The sequence below is a fragment of the Dietzia natronolimnaea genome (assembly GCF_002289575.1).
GTDB classification, from domain to species: domain Bacteria; phylum Actinomycetota; class Actinomycetes; order Mycobacteriales; family Mycobacteriaceae; genus Dietzia; species Dietzia natronolimnaea_A.
Genome location: NZ_NTGA01000024.1, coordinates 56,397 through 77,028 on the forward strand (window position 1 = coordinate 56,397; position 20,632 = coordinate 77,028).

19 protein-coding genes are annotated in these 20,632 nt (G+C 71.6%); 12 read left to right on the forward strand and 7 right to left on the reverse strand.

Annotated elements, in window-relative coordinates; genetic code table 11:
* Nucleotides 1–63: 63 nt before the first annotated feature.
* The 3 genes from CEY15_RS13735 to CEY15_RS13745 are packed head-to-tail and all read left to right on the forward strand — an operon-like array spanning nt 64 to nt 1,759.
* The gene (locus CEY15_RS13735) at nt 64–939 is read left to right on the forward strand and encodes a helix-turn-helix domain-containing protein (RefSeq protein ID WP_141244267.1); all 876 of its coding nucleotides are present in this window, start codon (nt 64–66) and stop codon (nt 937–939) included.
* Complete coding sequence (locus CEY15_RS13740; protein WP_095718926.1) at nt 936–1,367, forward strand: VOC family protein; 432 nt, start codon at nt 936–938, stop codon at nt 1,365–1,367. The genes CEY15_RS13735 and CEY15_RS13740 overlap by 4 nt, the downstream gene beginning before the upstream one ends.
* Entirely contained in the window at nt 1,364–1,759 is a 396-nt protein-coding gene (locus CEY15_RS13745) for a VOC family protein (RefSeq protein ID WP_017835163.1), read from the forward strand. Before CEY15_RS13740 ends, CEY15_RS13745 begins: the two co-directional genes overlap by 4 nt.
* 31 nt (nt 1,760–1,790) lie before the next feature.
* On the opposite strand, the gene CEY15_RS13750 is transcribed toward CEY15_RS13745, so the two are convergent.
* Both CEY15_RS13750 and CEY15_RS13755 read right to left on the reverse strand, forming a co-directional pair.
* A complete protein-coding gene (locus CEY15_RS13750; protein ID WP_095718927.1) occupies nt 1,791–2,966 on the reverse strand; it encodes an MFS transporter in 1,176 nt (391 codons plus the stop codon).
* A 73-nt stretch (nt 2,967–3,039) separates the two neighbouring features.
* The gene (locus CEY15_RS13755; RefSeq protein ID WP_245847621.1) at nt 3,040–3,705 is read right to left on the reverse strand and encodes a MerR family transcriptional regulator; all 666 of its coding nucleotides are present in this window, start codon (nt 3,703–3,705) and stop codon (nt 3,040–3,042) included.
* A gap of 90 nt (nt 3,706–3,795) precedes the next feature.
* On the opposite strand from CEY15_RS13755, the gene CEY15_RS13760 reads away from it, so the two are divergent.
* Nucleotides 3,796–4,347, forward strand: a complete 552-nt coding sequence (locus tag CEY15_RS13760; protein ID WP_095718929.1) for a DUF4188 domain-containing protein — start codon at nt 3,796–3,798, stop codon at nt 4,345–4,347.
* A gap of 18 nt (nt 4,348–4,365) precedes the next feature.
* Here the strand turns inward: CEY15_RS13760 and CEY15_RS13765 are convergent, their stop codons facing one another.
* Nucleotides 4,366–4,998, reverse strand: coding sequence for a YqgE/AlgH family protein (locus CEY15_RS13765; RefSeq protein WP_017835159.1), 633 nt, complete (start codon nt 4,996–4,998; stop codon nt 4,366–4,368).
* A gap of 73 nt (nt 4,999–5,071) precedes the next feature.
* Between CEY15_RS13765 and CEY15_RS13770 the strand changes: the two genes are divergently transcribed.
* A complete protein-coding gene (locus CEY15_RS13770) occupies nt 5,072–6,442 on the forward strand; it encodes an MFS transporter (protein WP_095718930.1) in 1,371 nt (456 codons plus the stop codon).
* Here the strand turns inward: CEY15_RS13770 and CEY15_RS18515 are convergent.
* The 4 genes from CEY15_RS18515 to CEY15_RS13790 all read right to left on the reverse strand — a co-directional run bounded on the left by CEY15_RS18515 (nt 6,407) and on the right by CEY15_RS13790 (nt 10,820).
* Nucleotides 6,407–7,495 (reverse strand): hypothetical protein, encoded by a 1,089-nt coding sequence (locus CEY15_RS18515; RefSeq protein ID WP_176475120.1) that lies wholly within the window; start codon nt 7,493–7,495, stop codon nt 6,407–6,409. The two genes, CEY15_RS13770 and CEY15_RS18515, sit on opposite strands and share 36 nt — an antisense overlap.
* A gap of 105 nt (nt 7,496–7,600) precedes the next feature.
* Nucleotides 7,601–8,881 carry a glycosyltransferase 87 family protein gene (locus tag CEY15_RS13780; RefSeq protein ID WP_095718931.1) on the reverse strand — a complete coding sequence of 427 codons (1,281 nt, stop codon included), beginning with the start codon at nt 8,879–8,881 and terminating at the stop codon, nt 7,601–7,603.
* Complete coding sequence (locus CEY15_RS13785) at nt 8,878–10,416, reverse strand: CCA tRNA nucleotidyltransferase (protein WP_095718932.1); 1,539 nt, start codon at nt 10,414–10,416, stop codon at nt 8,878–8,880. The genes CEY15_RS13780 and CEY15_RS13785 overlap by 4 nt, the downstream gene beginning before the upstream one ends.
* A 71-nt stretch (nt 10,417–10,487) precedes the next feature.
* Nucleotides 10,488–10,820: a putative quinol monooxygenase gene (locus CEY15_RS13790; RefSeq protein WP_031264354.1), complete on the reverse strand. Its 333-nt coding sequence runs from the start codon at nt 10,818–10,820 to the stop codon at nt 10,488–10,490.
* Nucleotides 10,821–11,695: 875 nt separating this feature from the next.
* Between CEY15_RS13790 and CEY15_RS18615 the strand changes: the two genes are divergently transcribed.
* The 7 genes from CEY15_RS18615 (at nt 11,696) to trxA (ending at nt 20,607) form a co-directional block, all read left to right on the forward strand.
* Nucleotides 11,696–12,349, forward strand: coding sequence for an NUDIX hydrolase (locus CEY15_RS18615; protein ID WP_017835154.1), 654 nt, complete (start codon nt 11,696–11,698; stop codon nt 12,347–12,349).
* Complete coding sequence (locus CEY15_RS13800) at nt 12,346–14,880, forward strand: hypothetical protein (protein WP_095718933.1); 2,535 nt, start codon at nt 12,346–12,348, stop codon at nt 14,878–14,880. Before CEY15_RS18615 ends, CEY15_RS13800 begins: the two co-directional genes overlap by 4 nt.
* Nucleotides 14,877–16,712 carry a murein biosynthesis integral membrane protein MurJ gene (murJ, locus tag CEY15_RS13805; protein WP_031264353.1) on the forward strand — a complete coding sequence of 612 codons (1,836 nt, stop codon included), beginning with the start codon at nt 14,877–14,879 and terminating at the stop codon, nt 16,710–16,712. Before CEY15_RS13800 ends, murJ begins: the two co-directional genes overlap by 4 nt.
* An 88-nt stretch (nt 16,713–16,800) precedes the next feature.
* A complete protein-coding gene (locus tag CEY15_RS13810) occupies nt 16,801–18,492 on the forward strand; it encodes a protein kinase family protein (RefSeq protein ID WP_095718934.1) in 1,692 nt (563 codons plus the stop codon).
* A 95-nt stretch (nt 18,493–18,587) separates the two neighbouring features.
* Nucleotides 18,588–19,196: an RNA polymerase sigma factor SigM gene (sigM, locus tag CEY15_RS13815; RefSeq protein WP_245847622.1), complete on the forward strand. Its 609-nt coding sequence runs from the start codon at nt 18,588–18,590 to the stop codon at nt 19,194–19,196.
* Between the two features lie 94 nt (nt 19,197–19,290).
* Complete coding sequence (gene trxB, locus CEY15_RS13820) at nt 19,291–20,223, forward strand: thioredoxin-disulfide reductase (RefSeq protein WP_017835149.1); 933 nt, start codon at nt 19,291–19,293, stop codon at nt 20,221–20,223.
* Nucleotides 20,224–20,265: 42 nt separating this feature from the next.
* Nucleotides 20,266–20,607 carry a thioredoxin gene (gene trxA / locus CEY15_RS13825; RefSeq protein WP_017835148.1) on the forward strand — a complete coding sequence of 114 codons (342 nt, stop codon included), beginning with the start codon at nt 20,266–20,268 and terminating at the stop codon, nt 20,605–20,607.
* Nucleotides 20,608–20,632: the final 25 nt, after the last annotated feature.

Consider the following 20,632-nt stretch of genomic DNA (forward strand, 5'->3'; position numbering starts at 1 on the left):
CCGAGCAGTGTAGCGACCGCGAGGGTCTGGCCACCCCCGACGGGAGGCGGCACACTGGGTGCCGTGAGCGTGCGCGAGGCCACTCCGCCGCCCGGGGTCAGGCGGCTGATCCCCTATGCCGTGGAGGGGATCGGCCCGCGGCCGCAACGGCCTCCCCACCGAGGACTGCCGTCCTCGTCTCTGACCCTGGTCGTCGCCACGGATTCTCCGCTGTTGTGCTCGTATTCCTACGCCGAGTGGGCTCGTCAGGAGGGGGTGCGCCACGACGTGTGCATCGGCGGGTTTCACACCCGGCCCGTCTATCTGCAACGACCGGACCGCGAGGAGGGGGTCCAGGTCGAGGTGCACCCCCTCGCCGCCCGGCGCCTGCTCGGGGTACCTGCGGCAGCCCTCTCCGAGCTCACCCACGACGGCGAGGACGTCCTCGGGTCGCGGATCCGGGCACTGCACTCGCGGGTCGCGTCCGCTCATCCCCGTGACCGGGCGGAGCTTGTGGCCGCGGGATTGGCCTCGGCGGCGGGCAGGCACGAACGCGTGCCCGGGCCGCGCCGCGAGGTGGTGGGCGCGTGGCGCCTGCTCGAGCGGTCCGGTGGCCGGATGCGGGTGGCAGACGTCGCTTCCGAGGTCGGGGTCACGCCCCGGCATCTGTCGACGCTCTGCAGGGCTGAGCTGGGAATCGGGACCAAGGAGCTCGCCGATCTGCTGCGGTTCGAGGCAGCCCACTCCGCCTTGAGAAAGGTTGTTCGTCGGGCCTCGGGGCCACGGCCGGACGGGCTCCGACTGGCCGACCTCGCCCACGACCACGGGTACGCCGACCACGCCCACCTCGACGCCGCCTACCGCCGCTACGCGGGCACATCACCGACCAACTGGATCGCCGAGGAGTTCCGAAACATCCAAGCCTGGCCACCGGTCCACGGAGGAGACTCACCGGCATGACTACTCACGAACCCGGCGCCGAACCCGCGCCCACCGTCTGGCACTGCTTCCGCTGCACCGACTCCCGCCTCGTCATCGACTGGCTCGTCACCACACTCGGCTTCGTCGAGACCGTCTCGCACACCGACGACGGCCGCATCGTCCACGCCGAACTGCTTTGGCCGGAGGGCGGAGGCGTCATGCTCGGGGACGGCGGGAGAGCGGACGACGACCCACACGCCACACCACCCGGGACGGGTCTCGCGTACGTGGTGACGGCCGATTCCGACGCCGTCTACCAGCGCGCCCTGGCGGCGGGGGCCGAGATCGTCATGGAATTGCACGACACCGACTACGGCGACCACACCTTCTCCGCGCGCGACCCCGAGGGAAACGTGTGGTCGGTGGGGCAGTACCGGGGGCACCCGGCACCGGACGCGAGCACGTGAACGTCCGGCCGCGGCCTCTACTGGTGGTGGCCGACGTTCCGACCTCGAGTCGCTGGTACCAGCGGGTCCTGGGTGCCGAGAGCGGCCACGGTGGCGTCGCCTACGAGCAGATCGTCGCGGGCGGTCGCGTTGTTCTTCAGCTCCACTCCCGCGCCGGTGACCGGAACCACGGCCCGCTCGCCGACCCATCCGTGCCGGTAGGGAACGGGGTGGTGGTGTGGTTTGAGGTCACCGATTTAAACGCTGCACTGACGAGGATCGAGGACTCGACGGTCGAGGTCGACCATCCTTTCCGGTTCAATCCCGACGCCGGTCACCACGAGATCTGGTTGCGGGATCCGGACGGCTATCGCGTGGTCCTCGCGGGAGAGGACCACGCACACACCGGGTGACCAGCGCGGCCACCGCGATTTCCGGTCGATCTCACCGGGCCCGATCGACGCGCGGCACGATGGGCACCGCCAGCGCGGCGACCACCGCGGCTCCGGCGAAGACCGGCCCGTAACCCCACCGGTCGATCCCCGCCGCGAACACCGGGGTGACCGCGGAGATCGCGAGGAACTGCGCGGTGTTCTGAACGCCGAGGGCGCGCCCACTCCAGTGGGGACCGGCGTGCTCGGCGACTGCGGTGAAGGCGAGGCCGTTGTCCGCCACGGCCAGCACCGCGGCAACGACGGCGAGGGCCACGGCGACGGCTCCGGGTGCGCCGGCGACCTCTGCGGCCGCCAGGGCGAACAGGCCCGCGGAGACCGATACGGCGACTGCGCGAAGCGGTGTCAGTCGCGAGCCCACGCGGTCGGAGATCACGCCTGCGACGATCCGCCCGACCGCCCCCAGGAGTTGGGCGACCGTCACCACCGCGCCCGCCGAGACGGGGGACCACCCGTGCCCGAGGACCAGCCACGCGAGCATGAATGACTGCATGAGCGCCTGGGGGAGAACGAGCAACACCGAGACACCATGGATCCGCTGCAGGTACCAGGAGGCCCGGTAGGGCGAGGTTGCGAGTGTGATGGCCTCCGGATCGTCGCGGTCCGGTCGAGGAGGATCGGTGACGACGACGAGGGCGGCGATCGCCGAGACCCCCGCCATGACCAGGGGGACCGCCAGGGCTGCACGCAGACCGTGCGAGGCTGCCAGCGCGGGCATCGACATCGCTGCAATCGCCGCCCCGAGGGGTTGAGACATCTGGCGGACGCCCATCGCCATGCCCCGTCGTCGCGCGGGGAACCACCCCACCACGAGTCGACCACTCGCGGAGGAGGCCGAGGCCGAGGCCGCGCCCGCGAGCAGGAAGCACGCCGCGAGCAGGCCCAGTGACGGGGTGACAAGGGCGCCTGCGAGGGCGGCCGTGGTGAGGACGGACCCACTCACGAGCACGAGCCGCTCTCCGGTCCGATCGACGAGCCACCCCCACGCCACCAGGGTCAGCGCGGTCCCCACCGAGGGCAGCGCCACGAGCGCACCCGCCGCGGGGAGCGACAGGCCGACCTCCGTGTGCAGGAAGGGCAGGAGGAACGCCACACCCGCCACGAACACCGACGCCGAGGAGGCGGCGAGAGTACCGACCGCGAGGATCGCCCAGTGGCGGGGTGCCACACTATTGACGTCAGCGGGTCCGGTTCTCACCAGGACGACGGTACGCTCTGTCCTACTATATGACTATCGGATCTCACTTGGTGGGATCAGCGCCGCCGGTGATTGCCATGTGCTGCTGCGCGAGCAGGCGCAACGCGGCGAGGACGGGCTCGACGAGCACGGTTCCGAGCACAACCTGTCGCACCGCCCCCGCCGGCTCAGGCGGGACCGAGGCGACATCGATGCGGGCGATCCGCTCGGCAGCGTCGGCATAGGCGTCCAGTCGACCCTCGTCCAACCCGATCCCGGCGTCGTCACAGGCACCCCACGCCTCGGAGAGTCGATCGACAGTGGCATCGCGGAGATCTACCTGCCACTTGCGGGCGGCGATCCAGGCGCGCGTGCGCTCATCACCGCGGGGCGCGTCGTCACCCTCACCCGCGCTCTCGTGCCGACGTTCTCCCGACAGCGCGTGTTGGGCGGTGGCCATCACGTCCAACCGTCCGACATCGGGGGCCCCGATAGCCTCCAATATCCGACCAACCGCGGCCAGGTCCAAGCCGCCCACCTCGGATAGCGCCCTGACCAACCGCACCCGCTCGACGTGCTCGGCGCCGTACTCGGCCTGGGTGCGAGTAACCGAATGCCCGGGCTGGAGCAGACCCCGTCGCAGGTAGAACTTCAGGGTCGTCACGGTGCTCCCCGTGACCTCGGCGAGTTCCGAGATCCTCACTCCGCCCCTCTCGACAACGACGTTCAACTACTGGATAGTAGCAGTATCCAATAATGGATACTCGAAGTATCCAACCGTCATCGGCACGGCGCCGAGACAGCATCCGGAGGAGTTGTCATGACCACGCGATCGTCCACCCGCACGACCCCAGAGCGGCCACGGCCCGTGACCCACGCCCGTGACGGCGGCGTCGTCGTCTTTCACATCGGCATGACAATTCATCGCCCCTTCCGCCCCGACCTGTGGCTGCCCGTGTTCCGCGCGATGCCCAGGATGCTCGCCGAACTCGATCGCAACCGCGTGTCGGCCGACCGGGGAGAGGCCGAGGACCTGGGGTTCCTCGGGGCTCAGACCCTGCTCGGCGCGAACGGCCCCTGGGTCGTCCAGTACTGGGATTCCGTCGATCAGCTCTATTCGTACGCACGAGACACAGATAGAGCGCACATGCCTGCGTGGCGCGACTTCAACGCCAGGGCCCGGAGAAACCCCGGCGCCGTGGGCATCTGGCACGAGACCTACGTCGTGGATGAGGGGGGCATCGAGACCTTCTACGGAGATGGCGCTCGGGTGGGGCTCGCCGCCGCGACGGGGACCATCCCACTCGGTCGGCGCGGCACCTCCGCGCGCGAGCGGTTGAACAGGAGGACAGTCCCGACGACCGAAGCCTGACCGATCAGTTCTGACCGGTCAGTTCACGTCCCCGTCGCTGACGAAGGTGGCGTAGAGGGGGAGAGGCATCTCCTGCCGGCGCAGCACGGTGCCCCAGACGTCCACGTGCGACGGCGCGAGCAGATCACTCGGGAGGCTGGGGGCCACGTACCAGTCGCCACGGTCCAGTTCCCCCTGCAGCTGCCCGGGCGCCCATCCGGTGTAGCCGACGAAGACCCGCATCCCCTCGACGTTGTCCCGCAGCTGGTCGGGATCGCTGTCGAGATCCACCACGTGGACCCGTCCCTCGATCTGCTGCAGACCCGAGGAGGTCTCGGCGTCGACCCCCGACCCGAGCACCACCAGGGCGATGCCGGTGTCCGGTTTGACCGGCCCCCCGATGTGGAACACCGCTGGTGGCGCACACATCTCCGCCCACGCGGGCAGGATCGTCTCGACCGGCGTCTCGCTCCGTCGGGTGATCACCACTCCCAGAGAACCGGAATGGTCGTGTTCGATCACGTAGATGATCGCCCGCTTGAAGTTGGGGTCCGGCATGTCGGGCGCCGCGATGAGCAGCGAACCGGCGACGGGATCGCGCTTGTCCATCGCGTCGTAGAGGCGGTCACCGAAGAGGCCCCCGCCGCTCAGATCGTCCGGTCCCGTGTCCATGCGACCATGATGCCCGCGCCGCCGCTCGCCCACATCCACGTCCCCTCGATCAGGTCTCGCTACGGTGGCTCCCGTGACCTCTCCGACCGCAGGACCGGCCGACACGACGCGCGGTCGCCTGGTCGCCGCATTGCGGGAGTCCGATGGTCTCGGCCGGCTGTCCACCGCTCGCCTGGCCGCCCTGCTCAGTGAGGGGATCCACCAGGCGGCGCTCGGCGGGATCGTGCTCTTCAGCCCCGAGTCCGCCACGACGCCGGCCGCGATCGCGGGCGGGTTCGCCGTGATGCTGCTGCCGTACTCGATCGTCGGCCCGTTCGCCGCCGCCGCCCTCGACCGCTGGGACAGACGGGTCGTGGTGGCGGTGGCCGCGCTGATCAGGACTGTCGCGATCATCGCCACGATCGCGCTGATCGCCGTCGGCGCCGCGCATTCGGGTGCAGGGCTCGCCGCTCTGTTCGGCCTGTCTCTGGTGGCGATCGGACTCGGCCGGCTCATCAACACCGGGATGACCGCGTCGATGCCCCGGGTGGTGCCAGAGCGGATCCTCGCGGCCACGAACTCGGTTCTCGTCACGGTCGGATCGGTGGTGACGGCGGTCGGTGCGGTCGCGGCGTTCGCGGTGCTCGCGGTGCTCGGCGCCGGCGACGCAGCCGTCTCGTGGACGCTCGTGCCCGCCGTGATCACCGCCGTCCTGGGGGTGTGGGCCATCCTGGCGCTGCCCCCGCGGCACCTCGGGCCCGACGACGAGGAGATCACCACGGATTCCGGTGACGGCGTGGCCCGGGATGCACTGGGGCTGTTCGCCCGGGGACTGGCCGAGGGCGTTCGCGCCGCCCGCTCCACCACCCTGGTCTGGGTCGCGCTGGCCGGCGTGACGCTCGGTCGGGCCGCCTTCGGTATCACCACCATGCTCGCGGTCCTGCTACTGCGCGATGTGGAGTCCGAGGGGGGAGGGGGCCCGGTGGTCGCCGGGATGGGCGGCTTCGGGCTCCTGTCCGCGGCTGTCGCCGCCGGGATGGGACTGGCCGCGATGGTGACCCCGTGGGCCATCGCCCGGGCCCGCCGGATCCTAGTCGTCGCGGCCGGCGCCGCCGTGTCCGCGGTGGCCCAGCTGTCGGTGGGGCCCACGCTCGACCCCACCGCCCTGGTGGCCGGGGCCCTGGCACTGGGCCTGGGCGCGCAGGTGGTCAAGTTGGTCGCCGACAACGCCATGCAGACCGACGTCCCGGACGCCCGGCGGGGCGGGGTGTTCGCACTGCAGGACGCGCTGTTCAACTCAGCGTTCGTCGTGGGGATGGTCGTCGTCCTGCCCTTCGTCCCCGCCGACGGCCGCTCCGTGCCCCTGATGCTGGTTCCGGTCGCCCTCTACTGCGTGGCGGCGGTGATCGCCGTCGCGACGGGCCTCCGGTCAGGAGCCGAAGCCGAGCGAACCGGCGCCTACTGAACCCGCGCCGACCGAGCCGCCGCCGATTGAACCGGTACCGACTGAACCCGCGCCGACCGAACCGCCTCCGACAGAGCCCGTACCTACAGAGCCCATTCCCACAGAGCCCACACCCGCAGAACCCGTCCCGATCGAGCCTCCGCCGACTGACCCTGCCCCCACCGAGCCGGCGGTGGCCGACCCCGCCGCGGCGGACCCGGCCGCCACGGACCCCGCGCCCAGCGCTCCGGCGTCGATGGAGCCCACGTCGACCGAACCGTGGGGGAGTGCGACGTCCAGGTGGCCGTCCCCGTTCGCGTCTACGACCGACATCAGCCCACTGCCGGTGTCCACCGTCAGCGAACCATCCGCTTCGACGATCGGGGAAGCGGGATCCGGAGTCGTTCCGCCCTGCACGGGACCCGGATGCACCGGAGCGGGTGGCGGGACCTGATCGGCGGGCGCCGGCGGTGCTCCCGGCGCCGGTTCGATGACCGGGGGAGCGGTCCACCTGGCCCATTCCGACTCGAGCGAACCGTGATCGAGGGAGCCGACCGCGTCCGCGAGGAGGGCACCCCAGTCCGGGAGTGCGCCGAGAGCGTCCGAACCGGCCGTCACCGCGCCGTCGACGAGCGCACCCGCTCCCGCGGCGCCGGCCACGAGCGACCCGGCCGCCAGCGAACCCCCACCGACAGAACCCCCACCAACCGAACCCCCGGCGACCGAACCCCCGCCGACAGAACCCGCGCCGACGGAACCGCCGCCCACAGAGCCCACACCCGCCGAGCCCGCACCCACGGATCCCGCGGCCAGCGCACCGGCCCCGCCCGCGAAGACGTCCCACACCCCGCGGCCCCCCGCGTCCGAGTAGACCTCCTGGGCGCCGGTGCCCACGTCGGTCACCACGCGGTCGGCGATCCCGTCGCCGGTCGAGTCCCATAGGGCGTCGTCGGCGTGCCCGTCGCCGTCGAAGTCCAGCCACAACGCGTCCGCGGCACCGGTCCCGAGGGTGAGGTCGGGCGTGCCCTGCCAGTGCGTCGGCTCACCGACGCCGTCTCCGAAGAAGTAGTCCATGGCCGAAATGGTGTCGCGGCCAGGTGGCCCGGGCCAGTACCGAGCGGCAATCTGTGGACAACCCGGCCTCCTTCCACAGAGGGGTCGAGGCTCTTGACCGTTCGTTCAGCGGGAGCCGCGGCGCACGAGGAGCACCGGCCTGTCCGGGTCCCCGTGCAGGTCGGGAGCTCCGAGCCGCGCGGCCCGGAGGCCGACGACCACGAGAAAGACCAACGCCCAGAGGAGGTAGGCGTCGCCCACGAGGTGCTGGATCGGGCCCCACGCGAGTTCACGCCCCTCGTCATGGGGGAACCACCACTGTGGTGTGCTTAGGAAGACCACGAGGCCGGTGCCCGCCAGGACGAGCCAGCCACGCTCGTCGTCGTCGTCCCTCTGGGCCGCGCGCGCCGCCCACACCACCGTGAGAACGACGGCCGGCACCGACCAGACCCAGTGGTGCCCCCACGACACCGGCGAGCAGAACAGGGCGACGAACCCCACCGCGACCGCGGCGGCGACCTCGTGCCCGTGGCGCAGAAGCCGCCACGCCACCCAGGCGATACCCAGGCCCACCAGCGCGGACACCATGAACCACGCCACCGATGCCGTCGAACCCTCGAGTCCGAGGCGGTGCACGAACCCGTTGACCGACTGATTGGAGGAGAACGACAGTGCGCCGATTCGGGCGGGATCGCGGATCGCGAACGACCAGTAGCGGGCCGAGTCGGCCGGGGTCATCAGGTGACCGATGCCGGTGAAGGCGAGCGCGGCGAGGACCGCGGTCCCCAGACCCCTCCAGTCGCGACGCAGCACGAAGTACAGCAGGAACACCGCGGGGGTGAGCTTGATCGCCATCGCCAGTCCGGTGAGGATCCCGCCCCACCAGCGACCCCGGCCACGGATCACGTCCACCAGCACCAACGCCATGAGGAAGACGTTGATCTGCCCGAACCCGATCGTCTCGCGAACCGGTCCGAACCACAACGCCACGGCCATCACCGCGACCGTGAGCCACCACAACTCGCGGACCGGACGATCACAGGTGCGGCTGAGGACCAGCTGCACCACCAAGGCGAGCACCGCGATGGTGGCCAGCGTGATGATGACCGAGGCCACCGCCAGGGGGACCAGCGTGAACAGGGCGAAGATCTGGGCCGCGAGCGGGGGATAGGTGAAGGGCAGGTGGGCCCCCTCCGCCAACCGGGGCAGTTCGCCGTAGAGATCGCCGCCGTCCCGGAAGACCTGCCCGCCGACCCGGTAGACGTCCAGGTCGATGCGGTACGGGGGGAGTTGCTGGAGGCCCGGGATCCCGACCGTGTGGAGGACCGTGCCGAGCGTGACCAGGACGGCGGCCACGGCCCTGCCCGCGGTCGAGTGGAGATAGCGATCGACCGCGCCGCCGATCACGCCGGGTCGCCGTTCTGCGGGCCTTCGTTCCGCGGGCCTCTGTTCCGCTCGGCCCACCACCGGAGGAGTTCGGCCTCCGCCTCGTCGCGGTCCAGTGGGCCGCGGTCCAGGCGCAGCTCCTTGAGAAAGGCCCAGGCCCGGCCGACGTCCGGCCCGGGCTTGAGATCGAGCAACCGCATGATCTCGTTGCCGTCGAGGTCCGGCCGGACGCGGGCCAGATCCTCCTTCTCCGCGATCTCGGCGATGCGGTGCTCGAGGGAGTCGTAGCTGGCCTGGAGCCTGGCCGCGCGGCGCTTGTTCCTCGTGGTGCAGTCCGCGCGCACCAGCCGGTGGAGTCGGGGGAGCAGGTGGCCCGCGTCGGAGACGTAGCGGCGCACGGCGGAGTCGGACCACTGCCCCTCGCCGTACCCGTGGAAGCGCAGGTGGAGGAACACCAGCCCCGAGACGTCCTCGATCATCTGCTTGGAATACTTGAGCGCACGCATGCGCTTGCGCACCATCTTGGCGCCCACCACCTCATGGTGGTGGAACGTCACACCGCCGCCGGGTTTGGCCGCGCGCGTGGCCGGCTTGCCCACGTCGTGCAGCAGCGCGGCCCAGCGCAACACGAGGTCCGGCCCCTCCGGCTCGAGGTCGATGGCCTGTTTGAGCACGGTGAGCGAATGCCAGTACACGTCTTTGTGCTGCATGTGCTCGTCGCGTTCCAGCTTCATCCCCGGCACCTCGGGCAACACGCGGTCGGCCAACCCGGCCTCACAGAGCATGTTGATCCCGTCGATCGGATAGTCACCCAGGATGGTCTTGTCCAACTCCGCGCGGACCCGCTCGACGGTGATCCTGTCGATCTCGGCGGTCATCTCCGACATCGCCCGGAACACCCGGGGCGCGAGGGAGAAACCCAGCTGGGAGACGAACCGGCAGGCCCGGAGCATGCGCAGCGGATCGTCCGAGAACGACTGCTCCGGGGCCGCTGGGGTGTCCAGGACACCCGCGAGAAGGGCCTCCATCCCGTCCAGGGGGTCACAGAACTCGTGACGCCCGTCCGGGTGCAGCCGCACCGCCATGGCGTTGACCGTGAAGTCGCGACGGACCAGGTCTCCCTCCAGGCTGTCCCCGAAGACCACGTCGGGGTTGCGGGTCACCCCGTCGTAGGAGTCCGCTCGGAACGTGGTGATCTCGATCTGCTGCTCGACACCGGAGGCGTCGTGCTTGACCGCCGACAGGGTGCCGAACTCGATCCCGGTGTCCCACACCGTGTCCGCGTAGGTCTCGAGGATTCCGCGGACCGTCTCGGGCGGCGCGTCCGTGGTGAAGTCCAGGTCCGTGCCGAGTCGGCCGAGAACGGCGTCGCGCACACTTCCGCCGACGAGGAAGAGCTCGTGACCGGCCTCGGCGAACGCCGACGCGAGAGGGGCCAGCACGTCCGCGTGATCGTTGAGAGTGGTCTGGGCGCCCGCCAGGAGCCGAACCCGCCGCTCCTCGGAGTCGGTGGGGTCGGGCGGGGTGCCCGGGCCGTCCTGCAGCCCCGAGAACACCGCCGCGTCGTGTCGGTCCGATGAGGCGCGCGGATCTGGGTGGGGGTTGCGGGCTGTCACAGCGAAAGACCTTACCGAGTCGGTCCGCCCGCCTTGGACCACAGCGGCTCCACTGCCTCGACCTCCGGGGGGCCGCTGAGCAGGTCCCCTGCCTCCTCGAGGTACGCCAGGTAGGCGGGGTTGCCCAGGAACTCCTGTGCTGCGGCGGCGTCGCGGAAGTGCTGGAACACCACCAGGACGTCGGGGTCGGCGTGGGACGCGCAGATCACATACGCCCGGTGCCCGTCGTTCGCCTGCACCGCGTCCGGCATGTGCCGTCGCCACACCTCGACCAGCTCGTCACGACGCTCAGGTCTTGCCCGGTGGCGGAGGATCAGGGCGTGGCCAGCGGATCCGGAGCTCATGATGCGGACTCTATCCGTGGCCCCGGCCGTGGCCGCGGGGCCTGAGCCGATCCACGGGCGGCACGCCGACGATTTACGGAACACACGACACCGGCCGGTAGCATCGATGGGTGTCCGAAGCCGAACGCCCCGACGAATCGCGCGCCAACCCGCCGCGGCGTCGGCGTACTCGTCGGCCCGCCGGATCGGGAACACCAGCGGCCGAACCCGCTGGTCAGGGTTCTCAGCGGGGCGCTGGCCAGCGTTCGGACAGACAGCGGGCAGCGCAGGGGCATGACAAGAGCCAGGAGAACCGGGACGCCCACGGCGGCAAGGGACAGCAGTCCGGCAGATCCGGCCACCCCGCGCACGCCGGCCACCACGCGCACTCGGACGGCGGGCGGTCCGATGGCGAGCAGTCCGGCGGCGGGCAACCCCGTCAGGGTCGGCGCCGACGCCGCGGTGGCCGGGGACGGCGGGGCGGGCAGGGCAGGACGCCCGAGGCCCAGCGCACCACCCCCGGCACGGAGGGCGGCGCTCCCGCGCAGTCGACCCAGACTGTGAGGTCCGGTGACGGCGCCGCCGGCGCGACCGCGGCTCGACCGTCCTCGCGCACTCCCCGCGGCCAGAACCGGCCCAGATCCGGATCCGCCCAGTCCGCGCCGGCGAACCCCTCCCGCTCCGCGACCCCGGCCAAGACGGGCACGAAGGGCGCAAAAGGCACGAAAGGCACTGCCCGACCCGGTTCCACACCGGGTGGGAAGCCCGGGTCGAAGATGCCCGCATCGAAGGGGACAGGCGCGAAGGGAACAGCGACGAAGGGAACAGGGACCAAGAACCCCCGGGGAGGTCGCGGGGGAGGACGACACCCCCGGAACGGTCAACGACTGCGGACGGTGCTCGAGACCTCCGCCGGCGGCCTCGTGGTGCGTGGTCTCGGACAGGCGGCCGCGGCCGGCGCGGAACCGGACCTCTCCCGTCTCGAGGTCGCTCTGATCGGTCGCCTCGACCGGCGGGGGCGCATGCTGTGGTCGATGCCCAAGGGACACATCGAACCGGGTGAGACCGTGGAGGAGACAGCGCGTCGCGAGGTCCTGGAGGAGACCGGCGTGGACGGCACCGTGCTGGCCCCGCTCGGCACCATCGACTACTGGTTCGTCGCCGAGGGCCGGCGCATCCACAAGACGGTCCACCACCATCTCATCCGCTACGACCACGGCGAGCTGTGCGACGAGGACCCGGAGATCACCGAGGTCGAGTGGGTCGCCTTCGACCACCTCCCTCGGCGGCTCGCCTATCCGGACGAACGGCGGTTGGTGGAGTCCGCGCGGTCCCTGCTGCCGGACCTGGCCCGCGCCGAGCTGGCGGGTCGATCCCCGGTGGCGCAGACCTCACAGGTCGTGGACCCGTCCCGGCGCTCGGGCGGCCCCGCACCGGTCCGTCGATCCACGAACGCCGGGTCACCCGGGGCGGCGGCCGGGCGGACCGGAACAACCCCCGGGAGCGGTGACGGCCCGCCCCGGGACGATCCGGAGGACCCCCGGCCGTGAACCGGTGGCCGGGTGGGCGGCTCGTCCGGGCGGTCGTCCCGGTGTCGTTGTGCGCGGCGCTGGTGTCGGCCCCGCTGTGGGGTGTCCAGCCGGTCCGCGCCGTCACCCCCGAGCAGGCGATCGACGCGGGATACGTCCCCAACCCGGCGCCGGCCCTCGCGCGGATCACGATCGACGACATCACGCCCCGCGTACTGGACGGCGCCGGGGCCGGAGGGCAGGTGGCCGTCGGCACTGAGGCCGGGGTCCCCACCGTCACCGTGTCGGGCACGATCATCAACGTCGGTGACGTCCCGCTCGAATCGGTGGACGTCCGGCTCCAACGGGGTCCCCGCTCTCCCGACGCGGAGTCCGTCCGCGAGCCCCTCGTGTGGTCGGAGCCGTCGTTCCCCGTGCAGGGCGAGTTCCTCCGGGTGGCGGTGAGCCTCGCTCCCGGGGAGTCGGTGCCCTACCGGGTCTCCATGCCCGCGCGGGAGATCCCCGGTGACCCCGGTCCGGACCTGCAACTCACCGAGCCGGGCGTCTATCCGCTCCTCGTGAACGTCAACGGCACGCCGGAGGGCGGGTCGCCGGCGCGTCTCGACGACGCCCGGACCCTGATCCCCGTCCTCCGGGCCCCGCCTTCCGCGCCGATACCGGGTGTCGACGACGACGAGGTGGGCGCCGCTGCGCCGGCGGATGCACCGGACCCGGCGCCGGTCCCGCTGACCGTGCTCTGGCCGCTGGCCGCCGCGCCCACCCGCATTGCCCTGGTGCCCGGCGAGGCGGGTCCCGAACCCGTGGTCGCCCTCACCGACGGATCGCTGCCACACGACCTCGCGGACGAGGGGCGACTCACCGGCCTGGTCCGCGCGGCATCGGCCGCCTTCGAGGGTCCCGCGGGTGAGGAGCTCCGCCGGGCGACCTGCCTCGGGGTCGATCCCGATCTGCTCGGAACCGTCGCCGAGATCGCGGACGGTCGTGCGGTCGTGATCGACGAGGGCAGCGGCCCCCACGTCCCCGGGGAGCGGGATGGCGGCAGCGACGAGGCGGACCCCGCCGTCGACGAGGCCCTGAGGGAGGACGCCTCGCGGTGGTTGACCGAGCTCCGCGCGCTGTCCGAGGGCGCGTGCGTGGTGTCCCTGCCGGCAGCGCAGGCGGACCTGGACGTGGTGGCCGCCGTCGGTGACACCGCTCTGACCGCCGCGGCGCTGGATCGCTCCGACTCGGTGCAACGGATCCTGGAGGTGGCCCCGGTCCCCGGCGTCCTCGTCCCCGCCTCGGGCGCGCTGGCCCCGGGGACGGCCCGGGCACTGGCCGGTGGCGGGGTCACGGCGGTGGTCGCCGCCCCGTCGACCCGCACCGACACCGGGGTGGTCCCGCCCCCCGGGATGGTCGCGGTGGCGGGGACCGACGGTGGGCGGGCCCTCACCTACTCCGCCGCGGTGGGGGCGTCGCTCGCGGCGACCGGCGGTAGACCGGAGAACCCCCGCTACTCGGACCCCTCGACCCGGTACTGGCTCGATGCGGACACCCCGCCCGCCCGACTGCAGGACGCGAGGGCGGCGATCCTGGCCCCGGTGATCGACGCCGCCGGCGCCACCGCACCCGACGCCACCGCCACCGCGGTCGAGCAGGGGGTCCTCGCGGTCCCGCCCCAGGTCTGGGACATCGACGCCGACTCCGCGGGGTCGCTCCTCGAGACGCTGGGTGACCAGCTCTCCAGCGGTCGCATGCGTGCGGTGTCGCTGCCGGATCGGCTGGCCGGTCCCGTGACGATCCCCGAGGGGAGCCTCGCCGAGGATCCCACCGGGGCCCCGGACCCCGGGTTGGCCGACCCCTTCGCGGAGGATCCCGCAGGGGACACCGTCGGACGGCTGACCGGGGCGCTCGCGGGGGCCGGCACGCTGCGGTCCCTCGTGGACACCTCCGACCCGACCGCGGTGGAGGCGGCCGCCCACCTCTCCCCGCTGGTGGGTGACGCCCTGCGGGCGATCTCGGAGACCGGTCGGCGCGCCGGCGGCGACGGGCTCACCCTCGAGACGGGAACCGGCGCGGTCGCCCGGGACCGGGGCGCGGCCCGTCTGGTCCGGCTCGGGGAGACGGTGTCCGCGTCGCTCGCGCGTGTCGATCTCCTGACCCCGGGCAGCGTGTTCACCATGGCCAGTCCCAACAGTCCGCTCATGCTGGTGACCCGCAACGCCCTGCCGTTCCCCGTCCGCGTCGACGTGACGGTGACCGCGCCCGAGGACATCACCGTCGACCCGGTCGGCCTCATCCAGATCCCGGCCGCGGGTTCCCGGACGCTCCAGGTCCCCACCCAGTCCGACTCCGAGGGCGGGGTGCGCCGCACCGTGGTCTTCTCCCTCCACGGGCCGGACGGGACGCGGCTGTCCGACCCGGTCGAACTGTCGGTCCAGTCCGGGGGGTATCCCGTCGCCCAGGGATTCGCGATCGCGGCGGCCGCGCTCGCCCTCGTCCTCGGGGGCCGCCGGTACCTGCGCTACCGTCGGGGGATCCTCGACCCCGCGGACGAAGGGCACCGACCGTGACCGACGAGCAGGGTTCCCGCGAACCCGGGCTGCGTAGACCGGACCCCGGGTTGCGGGGCCGCCGCCGTGAATCAGGCAGTTGCGTCTCGACCCGCCCGGTCTCGCCGCCACCCGTGGCCGACTCGTTCGCGCCGGACTCGCTCCCCGCGGATCCCGTGGTCCCGGCCCCGGCGGGTCCGACGACCCGCGGCGGGGGGACCGGCCGCACCACCCGCGACTCCTCCGACGCCTCGGTGATGCGGTCCACCGGGTCGATGGCGGTGGCCAACCTCGCGAGCAGGATCACCGGTTTCGTCCGGATGATCCTGATCCTCACCATCCTCGGCCCCGCCGTCGCCTCGGCGTTCAACACCGCCAACACGCTGCCCAACATGATCACCGAGCTCGTCCTGGGGTCGGTCCTCACCGCCATGTTCATGCCTCTGTTGGCCCGCGCCGCCCAGGAGGACCCGGACGGGGGAGTGTCGTTCATCAGGCGGCTGCTCACGGCCACCTCGCTGTTGGCGCTGGTCGCGACGGTGGTGGCCGTGGCCTGCGCGCCGCTGCTCACCGAGCTCAACCTCGGCGACGGCGAGGTCAACACGGACCTGGCCACGGCCTTCGCATTCCTGCTGCTGCCGCAGATCTTCTTCTACGGCGTCTTCTCGGTCATGCTCGCCGTGCTCAACTACAACGGGATCTTCCGGCCCGGTGCCTGGGCCCCGGTGTGGAACAACCTCGTGGCCATCGCGACCCTCGCGCTCTTCGCCGTCGTCGGCAGTGGCATCGACCCCGCGGCACCGGTGAATCTCCTGAGCGCACCGATCCTGCTGCTCGGCCTGGGCACGACCCTCGGGGTGGTGGTCCAGGCGGCGGTCCTGCTGCCCGCGCTGCGCCGCGCCGGCGTGGTGCTGCGCCCCCAGTGGGGGCTGGACCCCCGGATCCGCCAGTTCGGCGGCAACGCCCTCGCCGGGCTGGCGTACGTGTTCATCTCGCAGGTCGGTCTGGTCATGACCAACCGCATCGGCTCCGCGGCCGACGAGGCGGCCATCGCCATCTACGGCACGTACTGGCTCCTGCTGCAGGTGCCGTACGGGATCATCGGCGTGACCCTGCTGACAGCCATCAACCCGCGGTTGGCCGACAACGGCGTCGCCGGGCGTACGGACGCGGTCGTCCGGGACATCTCGCTCGGGACCAGGCTGTCCCTCTTCGGACTCGTGCCGATCATCGCCGTCATGACGGCCTTCGGTCCGACGATCGCGACCGGCCTGTTCCGGTACGGGAACTTCGACGCCCAGAACGCCGAGATCCTGGGCCTCACCCTCGCCTTCGGGGCGTTCACCCTGGTGCCGTACGCGGTCGTCCTCCTCCAGCAGCGCGTGTTCTACGCGCGCGAGGACTACTGGACCCCCACCGTCATGATCCTCGCGATCACCGTCGTCCGCGTGGTCCTGTCGCTCATCGTCCCGATGGTGGCGAACGAACGCTCCCACGTGGTGATCGGACTCGCCCTGGCCAACGGGATCGGCTGGGTCGTGGGCGCGGTCGCCGGGTACGTCCTGCTCCGGCGCCGGCTCGGCTCCCTCCGTGGGCGCGAGACGGCGAGATCGGCCGTCTGGACGCTGGGGGCGTCGGCCGTGGGAGCGCTCGTCGCCCTCGCCGTCGACACCCTCCTGCCCATGGACGCCCTGACCGACGCGGTCGGAAGCATCGGGTTCGTCGTCCGGGCCGGGCTCGCCGCGGTCATCACCCTCGTGGTCACCGGTCTGATCCTGTCCCGGTCGCGCCTCCCGGAGCTGGACGCCGTCGCGCCCGTCCTCCGCGGCCTGGTGGGGCGTCTGAGGCGATAGTCGTGTCCCGGGACGCGCGGGCCGTACACTCAGAGGATCAGGAGCGGGCGGATCGGCCGGGCGGCCGCGTCTTCGAGGAGGTCGACGGGTGGGCGATGTGAACGGTGCTCCGGGGCAGGGTTCGCCCTCGGGTCCGCCGCGCCTGACCGTCGGGGGACTGGTGTCGGGTGGGCGGTACGAACTCCTCGAACAGCACGGCGGAGTGGTCGGCCAGTCGTTCTGGCGGGCCCGGGACAAGCGACTCGGTCGCGATGTGGCGCTGATCTTCGTCGATCCACTGCCCGGGGAGGAACCCCCGGGCTCGGCGACGGGCGTGCTCGACCGTACGGTCGCCCTGACCCGCGTGTACTCGGACGGCCTCGCCCGGGTGCTCGACGTCATCCGCGGCCGCGCCGGGGGGATCGTGGTCTGCGAATGGGTACCCGGCCGCAGCCTCGCCGCCGCCGTCGGTGACCCGGATCCCGATTCCGCCGTCGCCGCGATGTGGGGCCTGGCCGACGCCGCCACCCGGGCGGCCCAGCACGACCTGATCCTGGGATTGGACTCCCCGGACCGTATCCGCGTCACCGAGGACGGGCGCGCGCTGATGGCGTTCCCCGGCGTCCCCGGCGACAGTGACACCAGGAGTGACGTCCGGGGCCTGGGGCGGGTCCTGTACGCGCTTCTCACCGGTCGGTGGCCCGGCCCCCTGCCGGCGGGATCCGAGGACCACGAACCCCGGGACGGGCGTCCCCCCGCCGCCCCTCTGGACGACGACGACGAGCCGGTCGACCCCGCCGTCGTCGGCGCCGGCGTCCCGCCCGACTCCGCGGTCCTGGCCATGCGGTCCCTCGACGGATCGTCGGTGAGCTCGTCCGCCACCGTGCGATCGATGATCTCTGATCGCGTCGGTGTGGTCGATCGGTCGGGGAACAGGGCGCGGGGGCGCGCTGCCCACCTGCAGACCACGCACCTGCCGACCACCGCGGGATCGGGGTCGGACGGTACCTACCACCCGCACGGGTATGACGCGGGCGGGTCTCACATGGACGGCGACGACACCGCGCGGGAGGGCGAGGCCTACTCGCCGCCCGACGAAGCGACCCTGACACGTCGCTGGCGCATCATGGCCGGCACGGGAGCCGTGGCCGTGGTGGTCATCGCACTGTTGTCCGCCTGGATGCTCGGCGCGCTCGCCGGTGGTGGCGACGACACGCCACTGTCCCAGCAGCTCGACGCCATCGAGCGCGCCGCCCAGGAGAGCAGGTCGGCTGCGACCGAACAGCCGACTCCGGACGGCTCGGAACCGGGGGAGACCGAGCCCACCCGAGCCGCGCCCACCACACCCGTCACGGTCCTGGATGTCACCTCGTGGCAGCCCGCCGGATCACCCGGTGTCGCCGAGAACTCCTCGAGCGCCCCCAACGTCGTCGACGGTGACAGGTCGACCTCGTGGTCAACCGACACCTACCGCAACCAACTCGGCGACAGTGGAGCCGCCTACAAGCCCGGAGTGGGGCTCCTGCTGACCCTCGACGGCGAGCAGGAGACCCGCCGCGTGGTGGTCCACTCGGCTGATGACGGAGTGGAGTTCGAGGTCCGGATCGCCGAGAGCTCCTCTCCGAACTCACTCGACGACACCACGCTCCTCGGTGAGGGGACCATCCGGGGAGGGTCGGGCACGGCGACGATCGACGATCCCGAGGACGCGGAGTATCTGATCGTGTGGTTCACCAGACTCGGCACCTCCGGGCCCGAGTCGTTCAGCGCGTCCATCACCGAGGTACAGCTCACCCGGTGAGCCCCCGCGGCCACTTCGTCCGCGAGCCGGCTACGTCGCCGCCGTCACCGAGGTGGCCGCCCCACGGCGGCCCACTCCGCGTTAACGTGACCGCCGTGAACACCAGTGCCGTCGACGACTGCTCCGCGGTCACGGGACGCCCCATCACCACGGCCGAGTCCCCGCTCACCGATGTCGAGCTCCTCGACGCCCACGTCGCGGGGGACCCTGACGCCTTCTCCGCACTGGTCCGACGCCACTACGACTACCTGTGGCGGCTGGCCATCCGGACCTCCTTCAACCGGGAGGACGCCGCCGAGGCTCTCCAGGACGCGCTCGTCTCTGCATACCGGAAGGCGGACACCTTCCGTCACGCCTGTCCCGTCCAGGGCTGGCTCTACCGCATCGTGGTCAACGCCTGCCTCGACAAGATGCGGGCCCAGCGCCTGCGCACCCACTCCGAGCTGACACCCAGACTGCACGAGGAGATCTCACTTCGAGATCACTTCTACCAGGATCCGGCCTACGCGATCATCGTCGCCGAGGCGCTGGCGGAGCTGCCCCCCGACCAGCGTGACGCGGTCGTCGTCGTCGACATGCTCCGCTGCTCGGTGGCCGAGGCCTGCCACCTGCTCAACACCCGCCCCGGCACCATCAAGAGCCGCTGTTCGCGGGGGAGGGCGAAGCTCAGCCTGCTCCTCGAAGGGGTCACCCTCAGCGGCTGAGGGAACAACGCGGGCCCGCGGGGTGTTGTCGCCTTAGTAGATCCGGTTCAGCCTCACACCCGCCCTTCCACCCGCCAAGGAGCCCGAAAAACCCATGAGCGACACCCTCCACGACGTCATCATCGTCGGATCCGGCCCGGCCGGGTACACGGCCGCCATCTACTCCGCCCGGGCCGAGCTCGCCCCGGTGGTGTTCGAGGGTTCGCAGTTCGGCGGCGCGCTCATGACCACCACGGAGGTCGAGAACTTCCCGGGCTTCGCCGAGGGAATGATGGGCCCCGACCTGATGATGCAGATGCGGGAGCAGGCGGAACGTTTCGGCGCTGACCTCCGCATGGAGGACGTCACCTCGATGGACCTGGCCGGCGAGGTCAAGATCGTCCGGGTGGGCCAGGAGGAGCACCGGGCCCGCGCGGTGATCCTCGCGATGGGCGCAGCTGCCCGCTACCTCGGCGTCCCCGGGGAGCAGGAGTACCTCGGCCGCGGCGTGAGCTCGTGCGCGACCTGCGACGGCTTCTTCTTCCGCGACAAGCCGATCGTCGTGGTGGGTGGTGGTGACTCCGCCATGGAGGAGGCCACGTTCCTCACCAAGTTCGGCTCGTCCGTGACCGTCGTGCACCGACGGGAGGAGTTCCGCGCCTCCAAGATCATGCTCGAGCGGGCCAAGGAGAACGAGAAGATCTCGTTCGTCCTCAACACCACGGTCGATGAGGTCCTCTCCGGCGCCAGCGGATCCGTCGAGCGCCTGCGTCTGCGCAACACCGTCACCGGCGAGACCAGCGAACTCGAGACCGCGGCGATGTTCGTCGCGATCGGCCACGACCCGCGATCCGAGCTGGTGCGGGACCAGGTGGAGGTCGACGAGGACGGCTACGTTCTCACAGGGCAGACCACCGCGACCTCGATCCCCGGTGTGTTCGCCTGCGGCGACCTTGTGGACCACCGCTACCGGCAGGCCATCACCGCCGCCGGTTCGGGATGCGCCGCCTCGATCGACTCCGAACGGTGGCTCGCCGAGCAGGCCTGACACCCGGACCCGCACACCCTCACCCCGAAAGGACCCACCACAATGGCCGTCAACACCCCGAACATCATCGACGTGACCGAGGACGACTTCGCCGAGTCCGTCCTCGCCGCCAGCGGGTCCAAGCCCGTGCTGGTGGACTTCTGGGCCACGTGGTGCCGTCCCTGCACGATGATGGCCCCGGTTCTCGACGAGCTCGCCGGTGCGGAGTCCGACAAGCTGACGGTCGCCAAGGTTGACGTGGAGGCCAACCAAGAGCTCGCCGCCGAATACCAGATCACCGCCATCCCGGCGATGCTGCTGTTCTCCGAGGGCAAGCCGGTCAAGCGCATCACCGGTGCCAAGTCCAAGTCAGCGCTGCGCACCGAACTCGGCGACGTGCTCTAGGAGACTGCTGAACAAGCTGTGATCC